Source organism: Bacillus sp. UNC437CL72CviS29, from assembly GCF_000482345.1.
Classification (GTDB): Bacteria; Bacillota; Bacilli; order Bacillales; family Bacillaceae_G; genus Bacillus_A; species Bacillus_A arachidis.
Genome location: NZ_AXVB01000006.1, coordinates 306,533 through 330,468 on the forward strand (window position 1 = coordinate 306,533; position 23,936 = coordinate 330,468).

Sequence of the window (23,936 nt, forward strand, 5' to 3'; positions counted from 1 at the left end):
AAAAGCCCACTAATCAGTGGACTCTGGCTTGTTCAATTAAGTTTTCAACTTCTAAATTATCAAAAAGTATTTGCGTTCTCGGGGGGTATTTGGTAATATAGAGGTAGGCACTACCAATGCCTACCCAGTTTAAAACTACATAACTTATATTTAAATTAGTTGGTTACTGTCTCTGCAAAGATAGTAGCCTTTTTGTTTGCCTTCTTAAAACTCATTACAGAAAGAGAAGCTTCCTCAATGTTATCAAGAAGCTCCTCGAAAGTTATCTTCTTAGCTTGTCTGCTTACCGCTTTGGGATCTAAGCAAATAGCATCTGTTATAGTTTTCACCTCTACTATCAACCTAGCTCGGTTTAATTCTCCCATGAGTTTATTTACAGTTGGTTTAGACAACCCTAGTAAGTCAACTAGGTGAGACCGCTTCAATAGTACAAGCTTTCTTGTGTCCTGCTCATCAGGATTCTCTACTATAAGATTCGTTTTCCAGTTCATGTGAGTTAACAATAGAGCGAATAATCCGAGAGTGTTCAATGGTAGGTCTTTTGCTTTCTCGTGGAGATGTGCTTTAAATAGTTTAACTGTCTTGTATTCTCCCTCTAGTTTTCCACAAATGTAAACCGCATCGGTCATATCTATATGGGTTGTCTTCCCTTCTTTCACTCGTTGAATAACTCCATTGACCTCTAGCTCAGAGAGGATACTATTTACTTGCCTTGTAGTCTTGCCTAAGTGGTGTGCTAACTCTTTTACGTTTACACGTTTTCCTCTATCAGTAAATAACTTTCCATCCTCGCCAAACCTCATACAGGTTGCTAAATATAGGAGTAAGCCATGTTGTTGTAATGTTAGGTTTTCCTTGATAGTTTCATATCTTTCCTTAATAAGTCTACTGTGATGAGTCATGTCTTTACTGCGTTGCTTGTCCAAATATTTACTATAAGCTTCCTGTTGAGCTGGGCTTCTAAAGTCATACCCTAACTCGATTATTTCCTCTACAGTCATACTTTTTATTTCCTCTGTTGTTAACTTCATTCATTCCCCTCCTCGTTTGTTTGCACCCCTATATTTTACCATAAAATAGGTTAAAAATCAATATATGGTTTGGATTATACAAAAAACATCTACATGTAGTGATTGCTATTTAAGTACATTCTAATAGTGTTTGCAATAAAAAGTGTAAAAAAAACTTCCCGATTATCCCAAAAGTGTAAAAAAAACTTCCCGATTCAAAGTGGATTCAGCCTTAGAGCCACAAGGGATAGAGCCTATTTTGGCGCGGGAACCCTTCTTCTATCTTATAGAAACCAACTAGGCTATCTCTCCAGCAACCTATAAGTCTTACCTTTGAAGACAAACTACTTTATCCGTTCTCAAGGTGATTCTAATGTGTACAAAACGTACAACAATATAACATTAAAGGTATAACCTAATAGTCCGTCCTCGTAGGCATAACAAAATGAGCTACCCTTTAGTGGCAACTCCTAGAGTTCATTCTTCTCAAAACAATAAATACAAAAACCTGAGACGGTGATCTATTAAGTTTTACTATCAAGGTTTGGCTATCTCGTTTACGAGAAGATTATAACCTGATAGAAATTCTCTATTTGTCCATCTCATATAGTTCTTTTTGTTTTTAATTATTTAAAACCTTAATACCTATATGAGGTAGGATTAATTAGTTTATACTCTATGGATTTATCTTTCGGTTTCACCGAAGAGTATATTCTATAGAGGTAATCCTAATTCGTATCCGTCTCGATAGTTATTTTTTATTTCTTTTTATCGAGGATTACTTATTGGTTAAACTATAAAGTTAAACTCATTAGTATATATGAGAAAAGCGCAACACTTTTAGCTAATTCTCAAGTATTTCACTCCGATATTTCTACACTTGAGGAAGACTATTATGTAACTTAGGGAGTTAATCTGTCATATTACTGGTTTATCTCATCTCACAAGTTAACTAGGAAGTGATAGATAGGATAACTCTAGGGTCTGTCTCATGGGTATGCTTGGTGAGAACGTACTATGTTTAACATAGGCTCGACTTCCCAAGAATAAATTTTATATTTTAAACTAATTGGTTTTGTCTCATGGGTGTGCCTGCTGAGAACGTGCTATTTAGTGTCCCTCATCTTGAGGTAGACTAATTGGACTCCAACTCCAGGGGTGAGCGATTAGCTACTCCCTTTGTAGGTATGCCTAGTAAGCGTCAAGTTGACGCCTTCTAACGAGCCCGACTTTGGGAGGTATGATTTCTTTGTATGTTTACTATCGAACGTATCCGTACCCCCGTATGTTATAATATTGAGGTATATAGATACAAATAGACAGGGAACGAAGGAGGCTGGCTCGGTAAGGAAAGAAGGTACATGACCCACCGAGATAGGACTATTGGAGGCACACACATATAGCTGAGACTGTTCAGATTGCCTTCTGAGTGTTATTGCCCTACAGAGTACATAATCCCTCTTATCACCTCATCAGAACAAGCTACAGAGGATTCTCGTGAGTGATACTATAGAGCATCCTATCTCGTATGTATAAGTTAATGCATAGACCTTACGAGCTGGTAACCAACAAGGCTAACGTATACGTTAACTTCCGATAACTTTGATTATGTAAACTAGGTAGGTAGGCTACATAGGGTATGCTCATGTAGCTGTACCAATAGGTTACCAGCTCGCTAGGATACTAGTGAATATTATCTGCATGACAGTAGTATTCGTTAGGTATGTATATTGATTGTATAAACGAGAACGAATTATACAGGTTAAAGCTAACAAGTGTTGATACTATAAGCTTACTCGTTAGTTATGCTTATGCAGTTACCTGTGTCATGTATTTCTACATAGGTACACGTGAGTAAGGATACCTACATAGGGTATTACTAATGGTAGTTAACTTTCAAGTTCATATAAACATCTATTCTAAATCCGTATTATGGAAAAGTGAGCCTATCGAGGTGGGGGTTTTAACTATTTAGTCCTCCTCGCTAGTTCCCCATTAATCTCCATCTCGTTGTCAATCTCATAAGTTTTAATCTCTGTAGATGTATTCTCTTCGATGTTTAATAATTGATTACGAACCTCTTTGGCAACCTCACTATCACGTAATAGCATTCCAACTCGTAAGATTGCTCTCTTAGGAAAAAGTGCGTTACTTCTATTTGCAAAGATAAGTTTTAATCCATTATCAGTTATTACTGTGTATTTCCCTGGAGTAGTCTTAATTTCTTTAAGTGAGATTTTCTCACTAAGAGAATCTACGACTTCTTTCCCTATTTTTGTTGTGTAGCCATCTCTATTAGTCCCACCTCGATAGTTTTGCATTTATTTCTTTTTATCGTGGTTAACTTACATGGCGTGCCATCAAGTAGCGCTTGAGAGGTAGCACCTCAAAAGGTAACTGTGGAGGTCGCTCCTAATTGTTATTGACTTATAATTCAAACTACTATAGAATTTTACTCAACAAATACTATTTTAAGTGGTTCACAACGAGTTAGTCTACTTATATAGTCGATCCCGTAGCTCAGCAGGGAGAGCGCCACCTTGACAGGGTGGAGGTCGTGAGTTCGAGCCTCTCCGGGGTCATACTAAAAACCTTGTTAAAATGCGATTCTTTAAACATAAAGAATCGCATTTTTCCATTCCTAATCCTAATTGACCACATTTTGACCACATTCACTCCAACATAAAAGACATCAATTATTAATTGGTGTTTTTTATGTTTCTTCTATATTATATATCATTTCCTTTTATGGCATAGGTTACTCATGTGTATATGGTAGAAAACTAAACTGGTTTAACTTTCTACCATATATACTTTTGTATATAGAAAATAGTAAATTCGCCTATTTCAACGGTATTGTAAATAACCTAATGGATAAGTTTTATTTTGATAGTGAATTCATGTGTCCGGCATAAGCCAACATACAAAATCCCTCTTACAGAAAAATATTGATATGGTATAATTTACATATTAATCAATATGCAAAGAAGGGATGGTATGGTATTAATAAAAGTAACGCCTGCAATGTTAGAACAGGCTGCAAAAACAGTAAGCAATACTAGACACTTCTTAGAGTATTTACATAAAGACTTATATAATCAAATTGAACATATCGCTACAGAATGGAATGGAGTAAGTAGTGAGCAGTTTTATCAAAGATTTAACGATGCAAAACCAAAAATGTTTACAGTTCTAATGGAACTAGACAAAGTTTCAGATGAACTAATGAAAGCTGCTGAGAAATTTCGTAATACAGATGAAAGTTATGAAGGCAATTCAGCTAATAAAGACTTAACAGACAAGAAGTCCTCTGGGTCAGATGGATCTGATGATATATTGGATGATATGGCCGATGCGTGGGATAGTTTTACAACAGGTTTAGGTGATGCGTGGGACGGGCTTTACGACGGGGCAGGAGAAGCAGTCGGAGATGCTTGGGAAGGTCTCAAATCATTAGGAGATGGTGAAACATGGTCAAATATGTGGGATGCTGTCGTAAACTATGATGAAACATTTCCTGCAATGTGGAATACTTTTTCTGATTCGTTCATGAATGATTTTTGGAATGGAGATGTTGAAAGTAGATTCCATTCGGGTTCTTACTTTCTAACATCAATTGCGACAGGATTTATCGGAGGGAAAGGTCTTGATAAAGTTTCTAAGCTTGCTAGAGGAACGAGTATATATAAAGTAACAGAAGCCTTTCCACCACGCTTACAGCCTGCTTTTGCAGGTGGTGCTCTCACTGGTGAAGGAATACTTAGTACGCTTCCACCATCAGGACACTGGGGTAATTATTTAAGTGGTTATCTTATGTTCGCTAGACCTTCATGGAAAAATTCTGAAAATGAGTTTGGTGAGATGCACCCTCAATATAATGACCAAGTGGCTTTTAAAGATAGACAGGAAGTATCTAGGTATACAAAAGGGAGTACTAGACCTGATTTTCATGTAGAAGGTCATAGTGTAGAGCTTAAAAATTATGACCTTCTACATGAAAATCAAAAAGAACTAATCTAGTGAATGTAATTGTCAAGCAAGTAAATGACAGGGATATTCATTTACCTAAAGGTACAAAACAAACTGTTATTATTGATACAAGGGGACAAACTATTCCTGATGAACATTTAAGGGAGATTGTAGCAGGAATAAGCAAGAAAGCTAATACATTACCTGAAGTAGAATTTATAAAAGGGGATTGATACTAAATGTCAATTGTAGGATTTAAAGTAGATATATTTTTCTATCAAGCAGGACACCCTGACTTTGTACACAGCTTTTTCTCAACTATCTCATACCATTGTGAGCCTGATGGATGGGGTACAAAATATCCTCTATTAATGAAAGATTTATACTTTGAGAATTTAAAGTGGGAGAATGCTAGTAAGGCTCTAAAAAATGTGGAAGAGATTAGGGAAACATTAAGTAAAATACCCCCATCAGAAGTAATATGGGACATTGAGGACATAACCAAAAGACCACCTTATGGAGATAAAATCCCTGCTAATATAACTAACCTAGCAGAATATCATACTACAGAAAGAGGAACAGAATTTCTCACTTTACTAACTAATTCTCTAAAGGATTCTGAAAAAACAAAAATGGATGTAATAATTAAAAAGAAATATAGCTAACCATTTAAAAAATAGATACTTTAAACACCTTGGGATGAAATTCTGAGGTGTTTTATTTTGTCAAAAACGTAGAGTTCAATTTGATTACCTTTTCAATAAGGTTTCTGCCACTCTTCAACTGTAAACCTACGAGAATGTAATATTTACAGTTATTACTTAAAATTGGTATGATTTAGGTATTAATTCAAGGAGGTCTTTTCATGAGTTATGATACGGTCGCATCGCTACAACGTATGCAACAATTGGAACAAGCTCAGGCTGCAACAGGTAAACGTTTAGTGTTAAAAAGAGTTAATACTCATTTAGACATGTGGTTAGGTATTATTGCATTTATTTTATTGATTCCAACAATCGGATTATCACTTGGTTTATATGGATTTTATTTTTTAATAAAAGAAGCCGTTACTAAAAATTGTTTAGTTCAAAATGTAGCTACTGGGGAAAAGTTTATGGTAACCAAACAAGAATTTAAGCAATACAAGAAGGATTTTAAAAAGAAGGAAAAACAAGTTAGAAAGATATCTGATTTGAAGTAAATAAAAAAAAGCTGACTTACAAAAGTAATTTTTTAACTGTTACATTATAATAGTGTTATTTTTTTGCAGAAAGGATGTTTCTTTTGAAGGATTTTTTAATAAATAACTGGACTGGTGTTATTAGTGTTATTAGTTTGATTTTATCTTGTTTAGCATTATTTTTTAATTGGCAGAATACTAACATTAACAAGAAGAAATTTAAACATGAGCAAGATGATAAAAAGAAAGCTAATATAGTTTGGCAAGAGGTAGGAGGAAATAGTAGTTTAGACGGTATTAAATTAATAGAAATAAGTAATATAGGAAACTCCGATGCAAAAAACTTTCGAATCACTATCAATGATAAAGAATTAGAAAAAATACAAAAGAATGATATAGTACCAGGAGATTCATATCCGACTAGTTATTCCTTTGATGGACTAAAATTAACTGATTCGAATACAAATTTTGTTCCAACTGAAATTAGTACAGGTTTAGCAGTTACATTTGAACTTAGGTCTAACCTTATTAGTAGCCAATTCGTTACAGTGAAATGTATTTGGGATGATGAATTTGAGGAAAGAAGAGAAAAAATATTTAAATACACACCTGGAAATACTAGATTAGCTAACTAATATCCTTAAAAAAGCCGACTCAATTAAGAGCCGGTTTCTTTTGCGTTAGCGTACGTTAACATAGGAATTGCTTGCGGTGATGTAGAACGTGTTGCCTTTTGAATTGTGTACTTTGTATTGTGATGATCCATTGACAGTTACTTTTTCATCGATTGCAAATCCTAATCCTACATCTAAAGTACCAGCAACATCTTTATCTTGCCAAGATGGAGAATCATAGAAACGTAGATTGTCCACTTTAGACACAACACGTTTTCCTGCAATCGGATTAACTGGTTCTTTCTTCTCAAATTTGATGTAAGAAGGATTGTTATATACCCACTGATTCCCACCAAGATTTAACCATCCGTCTTTTTCTCCCCATACTTTATAGGATTCTGGTTTGTTTAACTGACGAATAACAGAATAACTTGCACCTGGTCCTTTACAAAGATTTACATTATAACCCTCAATATATGCAATGCCTTCCACATTAGTAATTGGTTCACCTGGCTTGGATGGTTGCTTTGGAACAGAAACTTCAACACTAGAATTATTGTATGCGCGTTGTACATCAGCACGGAATTGATCTTCTGATACACCATGACTACGTAAATAATCAAGTGGATCTTTATGATCTGTACCGCCAAGATACTTCGTTACATCATAGTGAGTCCACAATCCTTTTTCTACAGATAGATTGTTATCTTTTAAGATTTTAGCTAATAATTTAACGTACTTCTCATATGAGCGCTTAAATTTATCATAATCTCGTGTTTCGCAAAGCTCAACATGTACAAAACGTTTATTTGCACCTGGTCCAGCACCATAAGCGATGTATTTTGTATCAGCAATTTGAATTGTTTCATTCCAATCGACTGCATAATGAACGAATGCTGAACGCCATGTACGAGACTCGTATTTTTGAATATTAATAGCTGGAGCTTCTGGAGTTGCTGTACTGTGAGCAACAACACCTTCATAAGCACCAACACCATAACGATATGGTTGTTTCGGTAAATCGGGAATAATAAGCGTTCTGTCAGCAAATGCACTTGTTGCAATCGATAATACTAAAACAATAGCCAATAAAACCGATGATACCCCTTTAATGTTTGTTTCATTTTACATCAGCATCGTTTTATGTAATCTTGGAGTAGGCTCTAAGGAATGACTATGCGTATGCTACAGAGCTAGGATATCTCGGATTGAGACAACACGTGGCTACTACTACTCCATATAGTTTTGATATAAGTTTAGCTAAAAAAGATCGCATCGAGATTGGGGTTTACCTATTTAGCACACCTTCGAGCATTACCTACGAATGTGTGTAACCTACGAGTAATAAAAAGCAAATTAGAATACCTTCTAGGTCACTACATAAGTGATCTAAAGGTATTCTAATTTGCTTTTCTTGTTTAAGATACAGGTCTGATTCGTTATACACAAAAGTGAATCTATCGAGGGGGAGGTTTTCAGAAATCGCCAGTGTATTCGTTGTGTTTCTTACGTTATAATTCTCTTCTGTGTATTTACATTGCCACGAATATACGTACTTAATTTGGCTGATAATTATCTAGGGAAATGAACTTTAAAGAGTAAATTTGAAAGGGAATATGTACGGTATTATGGTAAGTGATGTCAACTCAATAACATAATGAAAAGAAACCGGCTCTTTATTTGAGCTGGCTTTTTAATATGTTCGTTTGTTTGACTATACTCCGTACGTCATCTCTTCCAAGAATTCTCCACCACTCTTGATACATTTCATTATTCTGCTACATGCACAATGAAAGTAATGTTCACTTGTTGCAGCTGATTTTACCGGAACTGGATCTATTTCATGAAACATTTGATCTTTTTTATGAAAATACATTTTTCCAACTTTACCTGGATATTCTGAGGGATAAAATTGATATACAACTATTTCCTCGTCTTCAAATTCTTTATTCATTGTAATATGAATTGCCATAATTTATCTCCTTTATTGTTTTTATTCTTTATCAATTTCAGGTATTTCCCAAGGGCGACCTGATCTTACAGTTGCGTTATGTGCTGTTTTGTAATCTGTTTTAAAAATACCTTCAAATCTTGATTCAAAAATTTCATGACGAAGTAAATCCATGTCTTCTTTTAAGAAATTACCGCTTTCAAGACGCTCCCACCCTTGAGCTATTGGATAATCGGGATCAAACCTATTATATCCTTGCTCTCCTAAAGCATGTTTTTTGACAAATACATGTTCTTTAGCCCTGCTTACATGTATTTCGTGAATTCCTGTATTTTTAGCTATGGACTGAACGTCTGAAGAGGAGTTTCTAATTTCTTCATACGTTTTGACAGCATGGGCATCTCGTCTTAACCATTCATCTACAGAAATACTACCATATATATATCTTCAATGTGGAGTGGTGCAACGAGTCAACGTTTTTATCAAGATTTTAATGACGCAAAGCCAAAAATGTTCACTGTTTTAATGGCATTTTATGACGTTGCTGAAGAACTTGAAAAAGCTGCTGAAAAATTCCGCAATGCGGATGAGAATTATGACGGAAAGATTTCGGATGATAATATTGAAAAAGGGGCAATGTGCGGTCCATTAAATAGTGAGAAAAAAGATGAATCTTTACTGGATAAGTTTAAACATGGTGTCGAAGATATTTATGAAAGTGCTCGGGACTTTATACAAGGCGCTGGCAGTGCAGTAGCAGAAGACTATATTGGACTAACACCACCTGATAATGATAATTTAGAAAGCAAGGCAACTTATCAAGCTGTAAGGTTGACTGGACACGTTATATCAACGATAGGATCTATTGTAGAAATTTTTGAAGGCATTTCAGTCATAGGCGGGGCTAATTTCTTAACCTTCGTCGCAGAAGTAGAAAGTGGCGGGTTAGCATCACCAATTGTTCTTCCATTAGATGCAGTTGCTACAGCGGCTGGTATTGGTGCTGTTACACATGGTGGATATGTTTGGCATAAATCAATTCAAAATGCTCAGGATACTCTTCAAAAAATCCAGACTTTACGGTACCACCTGTAAGGTATGAGCCTAAAACAATAGAAGAAGTTGAGAGAATGAGAAAAGGTAAAGGTCCAACAACTAAAGCTACACATGGAGATAGAAATATAGAGGCACATCATAGAGATCAAAGGTCAACAAAAAATGATGGAATATTGGATGATTTAGAAGAATATACACATAGGCGTGGTGGTAATCATACAAGGCACACAAAACCATCTGAACTTACTTCAGCAGAAAGAGCCAAGGAAATACGGGAACATTGGAAAAAACATGGTAGTGAGTATGTTTTACCAGGAGAAGGTATTTACAATTAAAAATAGAGGTGAAAACAAATGAATTATAGTGAAGTAGAGTCTATATTATCAAATATTCTAGAAAGAGAAACCGAGGTATTAGACAAGCCAACAGATAAAGAATGGAAAGAATTAAGTGATAAATTTAATTGCTCGTTTAGTAATGAATTTAAATATTTTATTGAGTTGATGACATTCTGGTCATTTCCAGGTGATATTTATAATATGTCAAAAGGTAAAACAAATGGAAATGATACACTCGAAGAGGTATATAATTATGAAATGAGTAATGGTAATTGGAATTCAAATATGCTCCCATTCTATGGTATTGGAAATGGCGATTATTTTTGCTTACATAGATTAGAATCGAAGGTGTATTATTACTATGATGATAAAGGCAGATTCGAAGACTATTGTGATAGCTTTAAAGCATGGATAGAGGATTTATCAAATTTTTTAGCTTAAAATCTGGTTGAAATGGACTTATTTAAGGTTACTACTCAAATACCTCACGAATTGGAAGTGCACCCCGATTGTTAGACTGTGTCTAACAATCGGGGTGCACTTCAGTTAAAGGCGGCTTTATTTTAATCTACTTCTATATGTTTTCTGGCGGTCAACACTTTATCTTGTGTTTTAAAATATCTTTTCCTTGTCTTCAGAATCTAACAAAACATCAATTTATTTTCTCATTTGAGGATTATACAAATTAAAAGCTGTTTTTCTAGATTCTAATCGTATTTCTTCTGATATGGTTTCCTTAAAATCAAAAGCTGTATCATTAATTGTGAAATAATTGGAAAATCGGTCATCGTTTTCTACTAGTTCTTTTAAAATTTCACACCAAGTATGGTCCATATTTATTTTTAATGGTTTATGTTTCATATACTTTTTATCTTTCATCCACTGTTCTCTCTTATAACCTAGCTTTAACCAGCTCAATACATCAATAATTGCAGTATTAAAACTTAATGTATTCACAATTTCTGATGAATAGTTGGTTAAAAGAATATTTGAATTTCCTGTTTTAGTGTATGTTACTATATCTTTGATAAAATTATCCATTACAAACCTCCTCTTATTTTATTAATAAGAATCATATATTTGATTTTTGTAATTACTCCAAATGTGTACTTATATGTCATTTAAATTATTAAAATTTGATTTTAATCCTGAGTTTATTTGAAATTGCCGCTCATAGTAATACGCTCTCTTTTCCCAAGACCAGGATGAAACACCGGACATCCCAAATTTGTTGTTATAGTCTATAATGTGTGTGCCTTCATGAACTATATCACTTACAATGGGTTGTGAACTACTTCTTACTTACATTTGATTTCCAACTTGAATTTCCTTAGCATCTGTAGCACCAGTATACATATCAAATAATTCATCGCCAAGAACATTTAATTTAATATCTCCATTTCGTAAACCTTCTGCAATTTTTGTAGACTGATTAGTAACTCCATCTAACTGTTCAATAATCATTTCTCTTGTTAAGCTTTGATTAATTTTTTGCCCAGTGCCTATTTTTTCTGCCTTTGTAGCTGTATCAGCCACCTCAGCCACTTTTGCAGTCATTTTCACGCCCTTACCGACTTTCGCTATCTTTCCAAAAGGGATAAAACCAGCTACTACCATTCCTCCATCTAAAAATCTTTCCCAAGTTGATAGCTTTTCTCCATTAGATGGACCAACACCATCCCAGGCACGACGTGTGGCCCACTTTCAAATGCTAGCGATGCAGTGAAGCAAGAAAACCCAAAAGAAAAATCTACATTTGAGAAAATAATAGATAGAGATTGGTCTGGTGCTGGTGAAACTGTAAGCGATACAGTAGACGGTTTTAAATCTTTAGGTGATGCAGAAACATGGGAAAACCTCGGCAATTCTCTGTTGCATCCTATCGACACACTAAAAGGGATGGGGCAGGCAGTCTCTGAATCTTGGGATAAAGATGTTGTCAACGGCGATGCAGAAAGCCTTACAAAATTCTTTACATACGGATTGACTCAATTAGCTTTGGGTGTTCTAGGAGATAAAGGAGTAAGTAAAGTTGTTAAGGTAGCAAGTAGAAATGATTATAGAAGACAATGAGATAATAACCGCGTATCCTGTTTATACAAGGAGGGAAAAAATGAAATATACATATGAATTTTGTCGTGATGGACTTGGCGGTTTAAGAATACGTTTGCCAAAAGGGATTTCCATTATTTCTCATTTTTTAGAAGATATTTCAGATGATGAGGCGGATGAATATATACAGATTTTAGATGATGTAGTAGACAAAAAATTCCTACAATATGAAATTGAGGGAAACGTGGCAGCTGTCTACATCGAACCTAATTATACAAGTGCTATTAACTTTTTTATGAATCCCCCAAATAACCAGTGTAAAATTGAGACCTCTGAATTTAGAAAACTACTTGTATTGTGGAGAGATAAAGTGGTAACAGAGGGAAAAGATATAGAAGCGTAAAAGAAAACCTATTATTTCGTATTTTAAAGTCGTTTTCCCTAGAGAAAACGACTTTAAAACGTAAGATAATGGGAGGTATGTGAAATAATAGATAAAGCCGACTTCATGTAGAAGTCAGCCACTTAAATTATTACAATTCTTTATTTTTCCCTTTTTTATATTCTTTTTGTTTATCTAGCCAAATATGAATTAAGTCTACTAATTCAATCGTTTCTATCTCACAAAATTCTCCCTTACCATCTTCGGCCAAATTGTCTAGAACAGTAGTTGTATCTTTTCGAATTTCTATACCACAAATGTTGCCATTTACTACTATGCAATCTTTTTCCCTGTTTAAAACACTATGTATTTCCTCTAAAATCCAATCTCCAAACGCAGAAACTTCAACGCCTAAAAAAGTTTCAACAAGTTTAATTTCTTGAGGAAGCCTCATAACTAATTTTCTATTTTTAAGTACTTCAAAACTATATGGATATTTCATTACTATTGTACTCCTTTATACTAAAAATAAAATTTTCTCCAGATATCTCGGGTAGTAGGATTTATGTATCTGATGACAAAAAGAAGGAGCTTTCTACAAGTATAGATTACAGTAATGATTATACAGTTGGTCATATAGGTTATTAATATTGCAAATTGACCTTTTTCTCTAATAACATTTTCACCCTCTATAATATCAAATACATAGACAAAACCCAGATAAAGAATATAGATAAACTTCGTCTGGGCCTTACATTCTATAATCTCCTGTTCTTTCAATTGCTTTACAATCAAAATAAACAATTATACCCTCTATCTCATATCAATTCACATGAACCTTTTCACCAGTTTTATCATTTTCAAATTCCTCATTTAATATAGTTATTACATTTTCATTACTCATTCCCTCACTATCCTTATCTCTTTTAAATTATAGTAATAATAGATTATTATTAAACTCATCTATCCAATATTTCTCTAATTTAGGTATTAACTCAGTAAAATTTTCATATTTACCATTCCAATCTTTTGGTACATATTCTTCATATGATGCTGGCTCTGGAAACATTGAATATAGTTTTTTATCATCAAAGTTAATTAATAATACCGGACTAAAATCTAATAAATCTTCTCCTTCAATTTTACTTTTAATATTTTCAAGTAATAAATAATTTAATTCCTCTTTAGTTGTTATATATTTATTAATCCTTGGTAAAAACAATTCTACATTTTCATTATCTAATACTTTCATTCCATTTCTTTCTTCAGCTTCGTCATTATCTTCAATGCTTACGCCTAAATTTTTATATGCATTATTTAGCTTATTATAATCTAAAAACCATAATTCTTTATCTGTTACATACCATTTAAATTCATTATTATAGATGACTGCCACTACAATATTTTCTGCATAAAGTGGTTCTAACATCATAATATCCTCCTTTTATTATTACTTTGTAATCCTACCATTTTGGGCGTATTATTCTATTCATTCAATCCGAGGCACTGGCAATTCATAAGAATTTTCTGGCATTGTTGCGTCAACTATTTTCGGTGCAGTACCTCCTTGATTTAGTGAATTTGATTTATATCCTTTTTGAGGTATTGCATATTCATTTATAAAATCATCTAACCATTTAGGTATATCAAACTCAACTATCTCTGCATTACTTCCTCTGTGATTTAAGAAATATTTTGCCTGCTCATCATTACCTCTTTAGCCCCCTTTTTTGCTAAATCATTATCTCTATAAAACGTAACTAGTAGTTCCATTTTTATATTTACTACCTCTTCCCTTTCCTACATAATTTTAGAACAGGAATATTTTGAATCTCGATTTGAAGGGATTTTTAAAACAGATTATAAAACAGCACACAATGCAACTTTAAGATCAGATTGCCCTTGGAAAGTACTCAATATAGATGAAGAATTGAAATGGAGGAGATAAACTATGGCAATCCATATAACAATGAATAAAGAATTTGAAGATGAAGAAATAGTTGTATATCAATATTATCCATCAGAATCATCAGAAAAAGTTGGGAAAATGTATTTTCATAAAAAAGAGGAAATGTTTTATGATTTAGAACCTGTTCCAGAAGAATCCATCGGAACAAGAAAGCATTATTTTAATTGTGCAATTTCTAGGATAGTAATATGTCTTAGAAATGGTGGGGAATTTTTGGATGAAATGACATACGGGGTATAGCAAAACCAACAAGTATATAAACAAAGCCGACTCAAATAACGAGCTGGTTTCTTTTTCATTATGCTATTGAGTTAACATCACTTACCATACATATTTCCTTTCGAAATTACACATTAACCCTGGTATCTTACGTTTTCCCTATTCTCTCACTCCTAAATAGTTTATTCTACTTATATAGTTTATTCTGGAGGGGATATCTTGAAGAAAAAAATTCCGATTATTGCAATTATAATAATTTCAATTGTTATAGGAAGATATAAATATATGTATTATAAGAAAAATGATGATGAAGAAGTAATAAAAGAAAAAGCTAAACAGATTGCAATTCAATATTTTAAAGAGGATAAAAATCTGGACATTACAGTAACAGATTTTCAATTTGCTCCTTCAGACTTTGGAGTAGTTTTTGTATATGGGTATGTTACTCATAATGCAACACGTAGAGTATCTGCAGATATAAACTATAGAGATACTTATAAAGTAGAAAGTATAGGTTACGATACGGATTAAGAAAAAAATAAATAAGTATGAAGGACTTTACTTGAATAGAAAATCGATAGTAATTATCCTTATTATTTCAGTCATACTATTAGGATGCTATAAATATATGGATTACAAAGATAATTAAGAAAAAGAACAAATAGCGTCTAAAGCTAAAAAAATAGCGATCCAATATTTTAAAGAACAAGAAAATATCGATATCACAGTAACAGATTTCGCGATACGGGAAAGCCCATACAGAACTTTAGTCCGCCTTTAAATATGGGATAAAAATATCCTAAAACAATTAAAATACTTATCTCGATCCTTTTTAAATTTATGAGTTATAGATTCCAATAAGTTTGTTGTACCAAAAGATAAAAAGGCTATTATAAGTACAAAAGCAATAAGTGCCAATTTTTTTCCCCATCCATAAGGAGCAAACAAACTAAATATAAGTAAGGCTGAAAAACCAAAAATTTTAATAATTCTTGCTTGTTTAAACACAACTATTCTTCTCCTTGCTTAACAAATTTAGCAAATAAACCACCACCAATATACACACCAACTTCTTGACCCCCATGGAATTTACCACCGAATGTACCTAGTCCAAATTCAGCACAAACTTCAAGATCGTAATCCTTAAAAAATTGAATAAAATCAGGTAGGTCAATTCTGTCTAGCTTTGCTTCATATTTTTGTATTGTCACCTCTGCATCTTGTTTAAACGTATACTCCTCAATTCCATATGCGACTGAAGCATCTATGAATTTTTGTGTTACTGATATTTCTGAAACATAAGGATTTTTAAAAGAAAGACCATCTTCAAATGCTGTAATTCCACCTTTTGCTCCAATAATCTTTCCCGTTAATAAATCTTCTTTTATCGTATTGAATTTGTAAGGAGCTCCTACCTCTATTTCTGCATGCCCAGCTTTGAATCCCAGCTTACTATTCTCAGAAAGTTCATATTCTCCCTCTAACAACGATCCTCCTAATTTAATACGATAGCGATCCTCTGTATTTACTTTTGTGGAACCTGTAAGGGTTTCAACATCCCCTTTAAATGGTTTTCCTGTTAAAATACCAGAAGCCATTGCAATAGCAACATCCATGTTATCTACCTGTTCAAATTTATTAGCAGAATCAAGAAGAAACTTCTCCAGCGGTTCTAATATGATTGTAAATCGAGCCATTCTTAAAGAGTAATCTCGAAAATCTGTATTAAATTTCATATAGGTTGCACCCATCCAAGCATTACAAAGCATATCAATATCTTTCTTTAGTCGCTCTTGTGTTGCCGCTACATTGGTGATTGTTGATCGAATAGACCATGCAACCTTGCGCAACTCTTCAGGAGTAACTTTAATATTCCCCATAATCATTCCGCTTTTAAATATTTATATAGAATATTTTACCATGAGGAAGTAATTACACAGAACAACATTTTTCATACTTATAGAAATTTTACAAAAAATAGTTCGCAGTTAGCAGACTGCTTCGCTACAGGCGTTTTTTGTTTGTCTTCAAATCGTTTAAAAGGAACAAGTCTGAAACAAACGCGTATTACTCACTGTACTTTGAATGATTTATACGTCTATTTATAATGCTCACTCATAGATAGGGGATACATAATTCATTTTTACTAGACTAACATTCAATCATTTTTAACTTGATCGCATACAATGATAAGAATAATAAATAAGGAGATGCATAATAATGTCGAAACCAGCTTATGGTTACGTTACACTTGTAGGTAACAATCCTATAGAAATTAAACCAGGTGCAAACATAGAATTTAATAGAAATGGTCCATTAAATCGTATAGAGTTTACCCCACCTAGTGACACCCTAATAATACCTAAATCAAGCGACTATAAAGTCGAATATCTATTATTAATTGATGGTCCTGCTTCTACTTCAATATATGGTTTAATTTTAAATGATTCTTTAGTAAGTGGGCGACTTACTAATTATGGTATACAAAGACAAGTGACTGGAGCGAGTCTGATGCTTTCTGGACAGGCTATTATCCATATTCCCAAATGCTCAACACTACAACTTCGAAATATAGGATCAACTACAGATGTGTTACTCCCCATTCTAAACGGGCACAAAATTAATGCTGCATCATTAACTATCGAGAAGCTTAACTTGTAAAAATGCATTTGTGCAGCAGAACAAACTGGTTCAAATAATAATCAGTGGGGGGATGAAGCCCTCCACTGATTAAAGTTTCACTTTATCTAATCCATTTCACATAGGATTCATCAAAATACATCCATCCTTCAATGCCATCTTTGTATACGTAAATCCAATCTTCGTATCTAAAATGAACGTCCCAAGTTCCACTATTCGCTTTTCCTACAACTTGGTCATTTCTGGACGCTCCTTTACGAAGATTGATGTTCGTTCCTGAAATCCAAACGACTCCTTTTGTTTTGCCATCTTTATTGATTTTACATACGTCATCGCGCATCCAGTTTTCTTCAGCTACTTTATACCAAAAATGAGAACCATCATAAAACCAATCTAGGTATACATGTCCAGAATCTTTTGTCGCTTGACGTACAACTTTTGCTTGTAGGGATGGCGCCTCACGAATGTTCGCTATAGCTACTGTTACAGTGATAGAACCTAAATTATTCGTTTTCCAATCAGGAGGAAGAAACCCTAGTGCAGGCTCATTATCTCCGAAAAACCATGATAAAGGCTTATCTCCAATTAAACGATTTAAATCACATTTGCCAATACCAGATATATTCCCTGCGTCAGTATATTGCCACATATCACATGGGTACGCTGGTTTGATATCCCCATAACGCGGGATCCATACGAAATCAACATTTACTTTTTCCATACCAAATGGGCTGTACACATGATGTCCCGCATATAACCCTACTTTTTGAGCACCGAGTATGCGTAACTCATCAATGAAAGCTTGTGTTCCTGCACTCATATCTTCCATTGTTTTCACTTCAACATCAGCTACCCAAAACAATGCATTTTTGTCACCACGATTCCAAAAATCTCTTGCTTCTACTCTTGCATCATTTTCGGAAACAAATCTACAAAAAGCGTAGTTTCCGAACGGAACATTATATGCTTTCATTGAAGACACATATGATTGATACATTGGGTCTATATAGTTTGATCCATCTTGCACTCTAGCAATCACTAAGTCAAGCTGCGGGGCTGCTACTCCCCAATTAATATCACCATTCCATTTCGAAATATCGACGATATACCCCATTATTCAACATCTCCTTTATTATTATCATATTCAGAGCTTGTCTCATGGTCAGACCAAATGCCTATTGCAGTACCAACAAATAATATATAAAGTGCAAATTGATCTAATGGGCTTTCCTTTTCTATTAATCTAATTTTCCAACTAAAAATCATAGTAATAAAAAAACGCAACCTATATTTTTCGGTTGCGAACTCATACAAACTTTATCAAATCAAACTCCTTTTTCTCGTTGTCCAAGCATATTTATATCTATCGCATAGACTAATAAGGAAGAAAAGAGTTTAGTACCACCTTCAAACATCTTCATTTATTAATATTCTACTTAATAATTCTGTCCAAAAAAATAAAACAAGGATTTTTCCTTGTTCCCATTTGTTTTTCCATTCAAGAGATCAACCACCAGTATCTCCGTCTGCCATCTCGTTCACTATGGTAGTAGTTTGTTTCTTATCTACCAAAGTATGTACTCCCCATGTTAAAGAAAAATAAAAACCCTACTTTTGACACTTAAACAAAAACAGGGCTTTATTCTATACTTTTTTATAATTGTTTACTCACCAAGACAATCATTACGACAATTGCTATAAGCATGACTACTAAACACCCCATCAACTTATAGAAACCTCTCTTGGTCAATGTATTCCCTTGTATATCCTTACGAATAAATAAGTACACTGCTAAAAATAAAAGCAGCCCGATCCCAAAAGCAAATATACTTTGCATCTATCTCATTCACCTTTCTCATTTCAGCTTTAATATTTTTTAGACAAAATAACGAATGAAATAAAGACCGTACAAATTGTTAATGCTGCTAAAATGTTAAGCAGTTCTGCAGCAGACAATGTAATGATCTTTAAATTTAATCCGATTGAAAATAGAATATAATACGCTAACAACGCAAAATAAGAATAGAACATTCCTTTTTGCCGAATTAACTTCATCCTTTCATCTTTCTCCTTAAATTGTGGATGGAGATAACTTAAGCAAAAGCACATGACTGTCATCGCTAGTAATGTGTACGTTTGTGACGGTGGTGAAGAATGCGCCATTATACCTATAAATAGCATAAATCCACTCATAACAGAAAAGATAATCCCCATAATCAAAAAATATTTTTGTGAGTAGTTCATCTTTCTTTCCCCCCTATGTAGATTTAGTTCTCTTTCCCTTCATAAATAAATACATTTTCTATCGTTGTCTGAAATGTGTTCGCAATTTCAAATGCTAAAGGAAGTGATGGATCATATTTTCCTTTTTCAATTGAAATAATAGTTTGTCTAGAAACGCCAAGTTTTTCAGCTAACTTCTCTTGTGACAGGCCAAACTTTTTTCTGTATTCTACCATTTTGTTTTCCAAGGAAATATTCCCCTCCTCCTTACACAGAGTATAAATGTAAAGCAACCTTTACGTCAAGTTTACTTTACATAAACTCCTCAAAGCTCCCTACTCCCATCTTTTATTTCTAATCAAGATGATTTTTATAACGAATGCATAGAACTAAACCAACTATCGATAGAACCATTGAAAATACTATCAGCCGAATGACATGAACACCAAAATTCCCATTATCTGTTTCCCTTTTCATTTCACAGCTCCTATGTATCTCTACGCAAAAGGAACACAGCATTCATACTTTCGTAAATCCCCTTCATCTAGTTCTCATATTGATCCCTTATTTCTTTCCTGCCCATTTTTATCCACTTTTCATTTTAAACAATTGTTGAATAGTATAAAAATGGAGAGTCATAACAAATAAGAACACTCTAAACGATTCTGTTATAATATCTCACTTCCTTATTACTTAATCTACATAAAGAAATTTGCTATATCAATCGGCTATCATTAGGAAAAATTAATATTGTTATAAGCACTTTATCTTTTTAAAATATTACACTTCTTCTCCTATAGAGATGAAGCCGGCTATCATTTTCGAGCAATTTTCAGTTATATTTGCAAAAACTAACGATTTATGAACCATTTTCAAATGACAATCACCAATTATAAGCAAATACTTCTTTTTTCCTTTCAATATTTAACACTATCGAAACAAAGTTTACGATAAATTCATAATTTTTTATTTTTTATACTATATTCCATTATATTGTTGTATAATATTCTTGAAAGCGCTTATTATTTTAATATACATAAATCAAATCATTTTTGTCGAAACATTCTTTCAATTTATCCTATACTTTCATCTGGAAGATTTTGTTTTAAATACTGATGTACCAGATGAAATCACCTATTTTTTCCTTAAAATTAATTTATAACATGAAAGATTAACTTGGGTGATAAGTAATTGTGAATGTTTTTTTACAAAACGGATAAGTAATAATGTTTGGTATTATGTAAATTATTGTAATAACATAAGAGTAAAGATAACATTTACATTCATTACTGGTTCATCAATTATGAAAAGAGCAAAATGCATTCTTTCACATTATGAAAAAAGGATTACATGCATTGGGAGGTTTAAACAAATGACGAGGAAGAATACATCGACAAACCCTTGGGCCAAATTCCATGGTCCGAACCTTGGCTATGTTATTGAACAGTATGATCGTTACGTGACTAATGAAGGTTCAGTTGATCCGGAATTACAAGAGCTTTTTGAAACTTTTGGGGCTCCTACATTCCAAGCAGATGTCGTAACAGGGGACAACACAGAAATAAATTTTTCTCCTCAAAACACAGGAAACATTGAAAAGATTCTTAAAGTCGTTCAACTTGTTGAGAATATCCGTTCATTCGGTCATACATTGGCTCATATTAATCCAATGGAAGAGCTAACAAACGGACAATCTCTCATCGAGAAAGTAATGAGCGAATTAAGCGATGCAGATTTGAAAGCGATTCCAGCAAAAACAGTATGGCCAGATGCACCAATTGGTATTCACACAGCTCTTGATGTAATTAATAGATTAAAAGATGTTTATACAAAATCTTTAGCCTATGAATTTTCTCATATACAAGATAGTGAAGAACGTGCGTGGTTGCATCAAATGGTGGAATCAAATTCCTTGCGTCAACCACTACCAAATAAAAAACGAACTGCTCTTTTAAAACGTTTAACAGCTGTTGAAGGTTTTGAGCAATTCTTGCATAAAACATTTGTAGGTCAAAAACGCTTCTCTATTGAAGGCGTTGATATGCTTGTACCTGTACTAGATGAAATTATTTCTGAAGGTGCTAAGGGCGGCGTAAGTGACGTTATGATTGGTATGGCTCACCGCGGGCGCCTTAGCGTACTCGCTCACGTACTAGAAAAACCATATAGTCACATGTTTGCAGAATTCAAACATGCAACTATAGAAGGTGTAAATAGTAATGCTGGCTGGACTGGCGACGTGAAATACCATTTAGGTAGAGAGCAAGTTGTTGGGGCTGAAGATGCTCAAACACGTGTAACGTTAGCGAACAACCCAAGCCATCTTGAATTTGTTAACCCTGTTGTGGAAGGTTATGCACGTGCAGCTCAAGAAAATCGTAAAAAAGCTGGTCATCCTGAACAAGATACTTCGAAATCATTCGTAATTTTAGTTCATGGTGACGCTGCATTCCCTGGTCAAGGTATCGTGTCTGAAACATTAAACTTAAGCAGACTAAACGCATACCAAACTGGTGGAACAATTCATATTATTGCAAATAACTCAGTTGGCTTTACAACAGATAGCTATGATTCTCGTTCTACAAAATATTCAAGCGACCTTGCAAAAGGTTTCGATATTCCAATCGTCCATGTAAATGCTGACGATCCAGAAGCTTGTCTTGCAGCTGCTGACCTTGCAATTCAATATCGTATGCTGTTCAAAAAAGACTTCTTAATCGATTTAATCGGTTACCGTCGTTACGGCCATAATGAAATGGATGACCCAGCAGTTACACAACCACAAGTTTATAAAAAAATTAAAAACCATCCGACAGTTAGAGCAATCTATGCAGAGCAACTGCAAACTGATGGTGTTTTAAATGCTGATGAAGTCGAAACAATTACACAGTTTGTGCAAGAACAATTGAAAGCTGAGTATGCGGAAGTACCACCTGCTGATACTAGTGATGCAGCAATACACGTTAAAGTTCCAGACGTAGTTGCAAGAGGTATTCAACCAATTGATACAGGTCTTCCAATTGAAACTTTACGTGCATTAAACGAAGGACTATTACAATGGCCAGAAGGCTTTAATGTATATCCTAAAGTAAAGAAAATTCTTGAACGTCGTAAAGATGCTCTTGAAGATGGCGGTAAAGTGGAATGGGCTCTTGCTGAATCGTTAGCATTCGCTACCATTTTACAAGAAGGTACGCCAATTCGTTTAACTGGTCAAGATTCACAACGTGGTACGTTCGCACACCGTCATATCGTATTACATGATACAGAAACAAACGAAACATATTCACCACTTCATCGTTTACCGAATATTAATGCATCATTCTCTGTTCATAACAGTCCGTTATCTGAGGCTGCTGTTGTCGGTTATGAATACGGTTATAATGTGTTCGCTCCAGAAACTTTAGTTATGTGGGAAGCACAATATGGTGATTTCTCAAATACTGCGCAAGCATTATTTGATCAATATGTTTCAGCAGGAAGAGCGAAATGGGGACAAAAATCGGGTCTAATTCTTCTTCTGCCTCATGGTTATGAAGGTCAAGGACCAGAGCACTCTAGTGCACGTCCAGAACGTTTCTTGCAACTAGCTGCTGAAAACAACTGGACTGTTGCAAACTTAACAAGTGCGGCACAATACTTCCATATTTTACGCCGTCAAGCATCAATCCTTGGTACAGAAGCTGTTCGACCATTAGTCATTATGACGCCAAAGAGCTTATTACGTCATCCGCTTACTACTTCATCTGGAAAAGAATTAAGCGAAGGTCGTTTCCAAATGGCTCTAGAGCAAGAAAACCTTGGTACAAAACCAAATAAAGTAAAACGTCTTGTTTTAACAACTGGTAAGATGGCAATTGATATAGCAGCAGAGGTTGAATCAGGTAAACATGAGTACAATTTAGATGAAGTTCATATTGTTCGCATTGAGCAATTGTACCCATTCCCTGCTGAAAAAGTTCAATCTATCATGAAACGCTTTAAAAACTTAGAAGAAATTATTTGGGTACAAGAAGAACCACGAAACATGGGTGCATGGCATTACATGGCTCCAATTCTGTTTGAACTTGCTGGCGATAAAGTAAAAACAGGCTACATTGGACGTCCAGATCGCTCAAGTCCATCAGGCGGCGATCCACATGCACACAAAGCGGAACAAGAACTTATCGTTGCACATGCATTAGACACAAAGTACAACTTCCGTCAAGACAAACAAGAAATAGAAGTTTATAGCAACTAAAAACGAAAGTGATTTACTCAAGCTCATTTGGGCAGAGTTCCTTACCTACTAAGTTGTAAAGAATTTCTGCCCAATCAGGCTTGAAGCATTGAG

The 23,936-nt window shown here is 34.3% G+C and carries 25 protein-coding genes, 1 tRNA gene and 5 pseudogenes; 15 read left to right on the plus strand and 16 right to left on the minus strand.

The features are described 5' to 3' along the window. Positions 1 to 155: 155 nt before the first annotated feature. Complete coding sequence (locus M014_RS26645; RefSeq protein WP_051588561.1) at positions 156 to 1,031, minus strand: hypothetical protein; 876 nt, start codon at positions 1,029 to 1,031, stop codon at positions 156 to 158. A gap of 1,946 nt (positions 1,032 to 2,977) precedes the next feature. Continuing rightward, on the minus strand, positions 2,978 to 3,331 hold the full coding sequence (locus tag M014_RS26650; RefSeq protein ID WP_051588562.1) for a hypothetical protein: 354 nt from the start codon (positions 3,329 to 3,331) through the stop codon (positions 2,978 to 2,980). A 188-nt stretch (positions 3,332 to 3,519) separates the two neighbouring features. Here M014_RS26650 and M014_RS0108980 point away from each other — a divergent pair. From M014_RS0108980 to M014_RS0109000, 6 genes and pseudogenes are all read left to right on the plus strand, one after another. Beyond that, a tRNA-Val gene (locus tag M014_RS0108980) sits at positions 3,520 to 3,592 on the plus strand. A 240-nt stretch (positions 3,593 to 3,832) separates the two neighbouring features. After that, positions 3,833 to 3,925: pseudogene (locus M014_RS30605) on the plus strand (helix-turn-helix domain-containing protein); the annotation flags it as partial. Positions 3,926 to 4,007: 82 nt separating this feature from the next. Next, positions 4,008 to 5,212: pseudogene (locus tag M014_RS26655) on the plus strand (WXG100 family type VII secretion target). Between the two features lie 6 nt (positions 5,213 to 5,218). After that, complete coding sequence (locus M014_RS0108990; protein ID WP_026591426.1) at positions 5,219 to 5,644, plus strand: Imm70 family immunity protein; 426 nt, start codon at positions 5,219 to 5,221, stop codon at positions 5,642 to 5,644. A gap of 200 nt (positions 5,645 to 5,844) precedes the next feature. Beyond that, positions 5,845 to 6,180 (plus strand): hypothetical protein, encoded by a 336-nt coding sequence (locus M014_RS0108995; RefSeq protein ID WP_026591427.1) that lies wholly within the window; start codon positions 5,845 to 5,847, stop codon positions 6,178 to 6,180. Positions 6,181 to 6,263: 83 nt separating this feature from the next. Continuing rightward, a complete protein-coding gene (locus tag M014_RS0109000) occupies positions 6,264 to 6,794 on the plus strand; it encodes a hypothetical protein (protein WP_026591428.1) in 531 nt (176 codons plus the stop codon). A 45-nt stretch (positions 6,795 to 6,839) separates the two neighbouring features. On the opposite strand, the gene M014_RS0109005 is transcribed toward M014_RS0109000, so the two are convergent. The 3 genes from M014_RS0109005 to M014_RS30310 all read right to left on the minus strand — a co-directional run bounded on the left by M014_RS0109005 (position 6,840) and on the right by M014_RS30310 (position 8,898). Then, complete coding sequence (locus tag M014_RS0109005) at positions 6,840 to 7,862, minus strand: N-acetylmuramoyl-L-alanine amidase (protein WP_442852732.1); 1,023 nt, start codon at positions 7,860 to 7,862, stop codon at positions 6,840 to 6,842. A gap of 625 nt (positions 7,863 to 8,487) precedes the next feature. Then, complete coding sequence (locus M014_RS0109010; protein ID WP_026591430.1) at positions 8,488 to 8,745, minus strand: hypothetical protein; 258 nt, start codon at positions 8,743 to 8,745, stop codon at positions 8,488 to 8,490. Positions 8,746 to 8,766: 21 nt separating this feature from the next. Further along, complete coding sequence (locus M014_RS30310) at positions 8,767 to 8,898, minus strand: hypothetical protein (protein ID WP_269321433.1); 132 nt, start codon at positions 8,896 to 8,898, stop codon at positions 8,767 to 8,769. A 276-nt stretch (positions 8,899 to 9,174) separates the two neighbouring features. On the opposite strand from M014_RS30310, the pseudogene M014_RS26665 reads away from it, so the two are divergent. From M014_RS26665 to M014_RS0109030, 3 genes and pseudogenes are all read left to right on the plus strand, one after another. After that, positions 9,175 to 9,801: pseudogene (locus tag M014_RS26665) on the plus strand (WXG100 family type VII secretion target); the annotation flags it as partial. A gap of 53 nt (positions 9,802 to 9,854) precedes the next feature. Further along, positions 9,855 to 10,115 (plus strand): hypothetical protein, encoded by a 261-nt coding sequence (locus M014_RS0109025; RefSeq protein WP_231503920.1) that lies wholly within the window; start codon positions 9,855 to 9,857, stop codon positions 10,113 to 10,115. A gap of 18 nt (positions 10,116 to 10,133) precedes the next feature. Beyond that, positions 10,134 to 10,559, plus strand: a complete 426-nt coding sequence (locus M014_RS0109030) for an SMI1/KNR4 family protein (protein ID WP_026591432.1) — start codon at positions 10,134 to 10,136, stop codon at positions 10,557 to 10,559. A gap of 216 nt (positions 10,560 to 10,775) precedes the next feature. Here M014_RS0109030 and M014_RS0109035 read toward each other — a convergent pair whose 3' ends face one another. Together M014_RS0109035 and M014_RS30015 are read right to left on the minus strand one after the other, a co-directional pair. Beyond that, positions 10,776 to 11,159, minus strand: coding sequence for a hypothetical protein (locus tag M014_RS0109035; protein WP_026591433.1), 384 nt, complete (start codon positions 11,157 to 11,159; stop codon positions 10,776 to 10,778). Between the two features lie 500 nt (positions 11,160 to 11,659). Further along, positions 11,660 to 11,810, minus strand: a pseudogene (locus tag M014_RS30015) (pre-toxin TG domain-containing protein); the annotation flags it as partial. Between the two features lie 30 nt (positions 11,811 to 11,840). On the opposite strand from M014_RS30015, the gene M014_RS0109045 reads away from it, so the two are divergent. Together M014_RS0109045 and M014_RS0109050 are read left to right on the plus strand one after the other, a co-directional pair. Then, a complete protein-coding gene (locus M014_RS0109045; RefSeq protein WP_026591435.1) occupies positions 11,841 to 12,191 on the plus strand; it encodes a hypothetical protein in 351 nt (116 codons plus the stop codon). Positions 12,192 to 12,231: 40 nt separating this feature from the next. After that, positions 12,232 to 12,573, plus strand: a complete 342-nt coding sequence (locus M014_RS0109050) for a hypothetical protein (protein WP_026591436.1) — start codon at positions 12,232 to 12,234, stop codon at positions 12,571 to 12,573. Positions 12,574 to 12,703: 130 nt separating this feature from the next. Here the strand turns inward: M014_RS0109050 and M014_RS0109055 are convergent, their stop codons facing one another. Further along, positions 12,704 to 13,054 carry a hypothetical protein gene (locus M014_RS0109055; protein WP_026591437.1) on the minus strand — a complete coding sequence of 117 codons (351 nt, stop codon included), beginning with the start codon at positions 13,052 to 13,054 and terminating at the stop codon, positions 12,704 to 12,706. A gap of 429 nt (positions 13,055 to 13,483) precedes the next feature. Then, a complete protein-coding gene (locus tag M014_RS0109070; RefSeq protein ID WP_026591439.1) occupies positions 13,484 to 13,984 on the minus strand; it encodes a hypothetical protein in 501 nt (166 codons plus the stop codon). A gap of 519 nt (positions 13,985 to 14,503) precedes the next feature. Here M014_RS0109070 and M014_RS0109075 point away from each other — a divergent pair. Further along, positions 14,504 to 14,761: a hypothetical protein gene (locus M014_RS0109075; protein WP_026591440.1), complete on the plus strand. Its 258-nt coding sequence runs from the start codon at positions 14,504 to 14,506 to the stop codon at positions 14,759 to 14,761. Positions 14,762 to 14,959: 198 nt separating this feature from the next. After that, the gene (locus M014_RS0109080) at positions 14,960 to 15,271 is read left to right on the plus strand and encodes a hypothetical protein (RefSeq protein ID WP_231503921.1); all 312 of its coding nucleotides are present in this window, start codon (positions 14,960 to 14,962) and stop codon (positions 15,269 to 15,271) included. A gap of 246 nt (positions 15,272 to 15,517) precedes the next feature. On the opposite strand, the gene M014_RS26675 is transcribed toward M014_RS0109080, so the two are convergent. Both M014_RS26675 and M014_RS0109090 read right to left on the minus strand, forming a co-directional pair. After that, positions 15,518 to 15,748, minus strand: coding sequence for a hypothetical protein (locus M014_RS26675; protein ID WP_051588564.1), 231 nt, complete (start codon positions 15,746 to 15,748; stop codon positions 15,518 to 15,520). 2 nt (positions 15,749 to 15,750) lie between these two features. After that, positions 15,751 to 16,620, minus strand: coding sequence for a WXG100 family type VII secretion target (locus M014_RS0109090; RefSeq protein WP_026591442.1), 870 nt, complete (start codon positions 16,618 to 16,620; stop codon positions 15,751 to 15,753). A 340-nt stretch (positions 16,621 to 16,960) separates the two neighbouring features. Here M014_RS0109090 and M014_RS0109095 point away from each other — a divergent pair, with 340 nt between their 5' ends. After that, positions 16,961 to 17,401: a hypothetical protein gene (locus tag M014_RS0109095; protein ID WP_026591443.1), complete on the plus strand. Its 441-nt coding sequence runs from the start codon at positions 16,961 to 16,963 to the stop codon at positions 17,399 to 17,401. Between the two features lie 538 nt (positions 17,402 to 17,939). Here the strand turns inward: M014_RS0109095 and M014_RS30020 are convergent. The 5 genes and pseudogenes from M014_RS30020 to M014_RS30315 all read right to left on the minus strand — a co-directional run. Continuing rightward, a pseudogene (locus M014_RS30020) lies at positions 17,940 to 18,494 on the minus strand (glycoside hydrolase family 25 protein); the annotation flags it as partial. 540 nt (positions 18,495 to 19,034) lie between these two features. After that, positions 19,035 to 19,217: a DUF3976 domain-containing protein gene (locus tag M014_RS0109110; RefSeq protein ID WP_026591445.1), complete on the minus strand. Its 183-nt coding sequence runs from the start codon at positions 19,215 to 19,217 to the stop codon at positions 19,035 to 19,037. Positions 19,218 to 19,246: 29 nt separating this feature from the next. Beyond that, positions 19,247 to 19,624 carry a hypothetical protein gene (locus tag M014_RS0109115; RefSeq protein WP_026591446.1) on the minus strand — a complete coding sequence of 126 codons (378 nt, stop codon included), beginning with the start codon at positions 19,622 to 19,624 and terminating at the stop codon, positions 19,247 to 19,249. 23 nt (positions 19,625 to 19,647) lie between these two features. Further along, on the minus strand, positions 19,648 to 19,851 hold the full coding sequence (locus M014_RS0109120; RefSeq protein ID WP_026591447.1) for a helix-turn-helix transcriptional regulator: 204 nt from the start codon (positions 19,849 to 19,851) through the stop codon (positions 19,648 to 19,650). Positions 19,852 to 19,957: 106 nt separating this feature from the next. Then, the gene (locus M014_RS30315) at positions 19,958 to 20,080 is read right to left on the minus strand and encodes a hypothetical protein (protein ID WP_255259971.1); all 123 of its coding nucleotides are present in this window, start codon (positions 20,078 to 20,080) and stop codon (positions 19,958 to 19,960) included. Between the two features lie 895 nt (positions 20,081 to 20,975). Between M014_RS30315 and M014_RS0109130 the strand changes: the two genes are divergently transcribed. Beyond that, entirely contained in the window at positions 20,976 to 23,843 is a 2,868-nt protein-coding gene (locus M014_RS0109130) for a 2-oxoglutarate dehydrogenase E1 component (protein WP_026591448.1), read from the plus strand. Positions 23,844 to 23,936: the final 93 nt, after the last annotated feature.

Bases quoted from the DNA above. Each gene is read 5' to 3' on its own strand.
- M014_RS0109025 (WP_231503920.1), top strand. From the start codon at position 9,855: ATGAGAAAAGGTAAAGGTCCAACAACTAAAGCTACACATGGAGATAGA.
- M014_RS0109070 (WP_026591439.1), bottom strand. From the start codon at position 13,984: ATGATGTTAGAACCACTTTATGCAGAAAATATTGTAGTGGCAGTCATC.
- M014_RS30310 (WP_269321433.1), bottom strand. From the start codon at position 8,898: ATGGATTTACTTCGTCATGAAATTTTTGAATCAAGATTTGAAGGTATT.
- M014_RS0109115 (WP_026591446.1), bottom strand. From the start codon at position 19,624: ATGAACTACTCACAAAAATATTTTTTGATTATGGGGATTATCTTTTCT.
- M014_RS0109075 (WP_026591440.1), top strand. From the start codon at position 14,504: ATGGCAATCCATATAACAATGAATAAAGAATTTGAAGATGAAGAAATA.
- M014_RS0109055 (WP_026591437.1), bottom strand. From the start codon at position 13,054: ATGAAATATCCATATAGTTTTGAAGTACTTAAAAATAGAAAATTAGTT.
- M014_RS0109035 (WP_026591433.1), bottom strand. From the start codon at position 11,159: ATGGATAATTTTATCAAAGATATAGTAACATACACTAAAACAGGAAAT.
- M014_RS0109130 (WP_026591448.1), top strand. From the start codon at position 20,976: ATGACGAGGAAGAATACATCGACAAACCCTTGGGCCAAATTCCATGGT.
- M014_RS0109095 (WP_026591443.1), top strand. From the start codon at position 16,961: ATGTCGAAACCAGCTTATGGTTACGTTACACTTGTAGGTAACAATCCT.
- M014_RS0109090 (WP_026591442.1), bottom strand. From the start codon at position 16,620: ATGGGGAATATTAAAGTTACTCCTGAAGAGTTGCGCAAGGTTGCATGG.
- M014_RS26645 (WP_051588561.1), bottom strand. From the start codon at position 1,031: ATGAAGTTAACAACAGAGGAAATAAAAAGTATGACTGTAGAGGAAATA.
- M014_RS0109030 (WP_026591432.1), top strand. From the start codon at position 10,134: ATGAATTATAGTGAAGTAGAGTCTATATTATCAAATATTCTAGAAAGA.
- M014_RS0109050 (WP_026591436.1), top strand. From the start codon at position 12,232: ATGAAATATACATATGAATTTTGTCGTGATGGACTTGGCGGTTTAAGA.
- M014_RS26650 (WP_051588562.1), bottom strand. From the start codon at position 3,331: ATGCAAAACTATCGAGGTGGGACTAATAGAGATGGCTACACAACAAAA.
- M014_RS0108990 (WP_026591426.1), top strand. From the start codon at position 5,219: ATGTCAATTGTAGGATTTAAAGTAGATATATTTTTCTATCAAGCAGGA.
- M014_RS0109010 (WP_026591430.1), bottom strand. From the start codon at position 8,745: ATGGCAATTCATATTACAATGAATAAAGAATTTGAAGACGAGGAAATA.
- M014_RS0108995 (WP_026591427.1), top strand. From the start codon at position 5,845: ATGAGTTATGATACGGTCGCATCGCTACAACGTATGCAACAATTGGAA.
- M014_RS0109110 (WP_026591445.1), bottom strand. From the start codon at position 19,217: ATGCAAAGTATATTTGCTTTTGGGATCGGGCTGCTTTTATTTTTAGCA.
- M014_RS30315 (WP_255259971.1), bottom strand. From the start codon at position 20,080: ATGAAAAGGGAAACAGATAATGGGAATTTTGGTGTTCATGTCATTCGG.